The following is a 1,510-nucleotide window of genomic DNA, read 5'->3' on the forward strand; positions in this document are numbered from 1 at the left end:
CGTTTTCAACGTGATTTATTTTCAAAAACAATAGGTGAAATGGAAGCTGAACTAAGAGCACAAGAGGAAAAAGAAAAACATGAAAAACTAAAAAAAGAAGCATTTTACTCAACATATCCAAAGTTTGAAAAAACATGTATAAAGTATGACGTGAATCGTCAAGAAGTGAATGCACTATTATTTAAATATAGCGATAAATATTCTAATTTTATTCAATTTCAATCAGCAATGAAATCATATAGTATGGATGAACTCCTGGAAAAATTACACTCAGTTGTGAGAAAGTAATAACGCATCATCTACCTGAATTATTTAAAAGAGTCATTCAACATTAAACATTTGGAATTTTACTAATACTGACTGGTTTATTGATGGATATTATCTTTATTTGATACTAATAATTACTTGAAATCTTTACAGGGGTTGTTCAAATAACGGGTGCTTTAATGCAACAAGGGATCGTGAGTAAGACGGTTTCTTAACTATTGGAGCAGGAAAGTTCAACAAATCATAAATTATGATGGAAGGTGGGGAATGTAATGGACAAACCACACTTTAATGTGGAACAAGTAAGTTCTGCTACCTATGCTTCAAACCGTTTTAGAGAAATTCGAGAAAAAGCTAAAGAACAACCACAATTTATCTTTGAAAATAATTGTGTTGATACCGTGGTACTCGATTACAAAGTTTACGAACAAATGTATACTGAACTTGAGGGACTAAGAGAAATGAACCTGGAACTTGAATTAGGAATCCGTCTTAAAAAGGCTGATAGCACAAATAATAGATATAGTTTACAAGATGTTTTGGGTGAAGATGAATACAAAGAATTCCGTAACATTATTCCAAACTCTGGCCGGATGAGGAACTCTTTGATTAGAGATCCATACAACTCCCATCTTAGGAGTTGTATGGATCTTTTTTTAAGGGGTTGAACTTCCTGAAATGGGTTTCTTAGTCTCAGCGTCAAAAACCGCAGTAATCATTTCTTTACCATCCTCACTTACCGTTACAAATACATATACTTGTCTTTCAGGATGGTATCCTTTTCCACCAGATCTTGATTCACCATACTCGTCAGATTTAGACAGAACCTTGTTAATATCTTTAAAATAAGTTTTTTCACGAATATTTAATTTTGCATTTTCAAATTCAACATACTCGTTCTTATCAAGGGAATCATAAAATGAATTAACGTCTTGGAAATTATTTGCAGAATTATCAGGGTACTTGCTCCAAAACTCTTTATCATTTATAGACTCGGCTGAAGCAAACTGTGTATTTAAAGATAAGAATGTTACTAGAAAAAACAGTATAGTTATTTTTTTCATTTGAATCACCACCTTTTTTAATTAGTATTTCAATTAATTTATTTTATATGTATAAGTATGTTTATTTTTAAGCTAAACCAGCTAATAGTTGTCAATATTTTTCTCTAAAAAACTTAAATTAATTGTGATATACTTATTTTGCACATGCCAAATAACCCTCCTGAATTCTTTAATTGGAA

The 1,510-nt window shown here is 31.0% G+C and carries 3 protein-coding genes; 2 read left to right on the forward strand and 1 reads right to left on the reverse strand.

What is annotated here, in order from left to right; all coding sequences use genetic code 11:
• Both ACFSBH_RS12245 and ACFSBH_RS12250 read left to right on the forward strand, forming a co-directional pair.
• Window positions 1-288: hypothetical protein (locus tag ACFSBH_RS12245; protein ID WP_379597760.1), on the forward strand; the 288-nt coding region annotated here is incomplete at its 5' end.
• 251 nt (window positions 289-539) lie between these two features.
• Entirely contained in the window at window positions 540-935 is a 396-nt protein-coding gene (locus ACFSBH_RS12250) for a hypothetical protein (RefSeq protein WP_251518008.1), read from the forward strand.
• Here ACFSBH_RS12250 and ACFSBH_RS12255 read toward each other — a convergent pair.
• Complete coding sequence (locus tag ACFSBH_RS12255) at window positions 924-1,331, reverse strand: hypothetical protein (protein ID WP_251518010.1); 408 nt, start codon at window positions 1,329-1,331, stop codon at window positions 924-926. The two genes, ACFSBH_RS12250 and ACFSBH_RS12255, sit on opposite strands and share 12 nt — an antisense overlap.
• Window positions 1,332-1,510: the final 179 nt, after the last annotated feature.

It is taken from the genome of Oceanobacillus luteolus, from assembly GCF_042678205.1.
In the GTDB taxonomy this organism is placed as follows: Bacteria; Bacillota; Bacilli; order Bacillales; family Amphibacillaceae; genus Oceanobacillus; species Oceanobacillus luteolus.